General features: G+C 67.1%; 1 pseudogene. It reads right to left on the bottom strand.

Features of this window, described 5'->3' with window-relative positions:
- Positions 1-1,114: pseudogene (gene tnpC / locus NKH28_RS34280) on the bottom strand (IS66 family transposase); the annotation flags it as partial.

Raw genomic sequence — 1,114 nt, 5'->3', positions numbered from 1 at the left:
AGGCCTCCGGATTGATGCCGTTCAACTTACAGGTCTGGATCAGGGTGTAGAAGACCGCGGCGCGCTCGCCGCCGGAGTCCGAGCCAAGGAAGGTCCAGTTGCGTCGTCCGAGCGTCAGGGGGCGGATCGCCCGTTCGGCGGCATTGTTGGTCATCTCGAGACGGCCATCTTGGGTGAAGCGGCAGAGCGCCTCCCAGCGATTGAGGCTGTAGCGGATGGCCTTGGCGAGGTCCCCTTGCGGCTGATCCTGCCCAGGCTGGCCTCCAGATAATTCTTGAGCTCGGCCAGCAACGGCACGCTCTGAGCCTGGCGCACGGCCAGACGAACTTCGGCGCTCCGGCCGTTGATGTCGCGCTCGACGGCGAAGATCGCGCCGATCTTGTCCAATGCCTGGCGCGCGATCGGCGATTTGGTCTTAGCGTGCTCGTCGAACAGTTCGCGCCTGGCATGGGCCCAACACGCGACCGGCTCCAGGCGCGGGCGACCGGTGATCGGATCCGGTTCGTAGAGCTTGTCAAAGCCGGCATAGGCGTCGGCGTGCAGGAAGCCAGATGCCGGCGCCAGCAGAGCGTGGGCGTGCTCGCCCTTGCGGTCAGGTGAGTAGCGATAGAAAGCCGCCGGCGGATTGGGCGAGCCCCAGGTGCCTTCGTCGCGCACAACGACCCATAGCCGGCCGCTTTTGGTGCGCCCGCGTCCGGGATCCTGAACCGGGATCGGCGTGTCGTCGGCATGGATGGCCGGGCCGGCGCGAGCGTAGTCGCCGATGCGCTCGGCCACCGGCGCGACCAGCCAGGCGGCCCGTCCGACCCAGTCGGCCAGGGTCGATCGATCCAGGTCGACGCCCTCGCGGGCGTAGATGCCGGACTGTCGGTTCAAAGGCAGGTGGTCGCAATATTTGGACACCAGCACGTGCGCGATCAGCCCTTGGCCGGGTCTGCCGCGCTCGATCGGCAGGCTGGGCATCGTCGGCTGGGTGATGGCCTCGCAGTCCCGGCAGCTCAGTTTCGGCCGCACATGCACGACGACCTTGAAGTGTGACGGCACATATTCCAGCACCTCGCGTTCATCATCGCTGATCCTGCGCAGCCGCTCGGAACCGCAGGCCGGGCAGGCG

This window comes from Mesorhizobium sp. M1227 (assembly GCF_040318315.1).
GTDB lineage: Bacteria > Pseudomonadota > Alphaproteobacteria > Rhizobiales > Rhizobiaceae > Mesorhizobium.
Note: the sequence above shows the minus strand (reverse complement) of the source record. Positions and strands in the feature narration are given on the sequence as shown.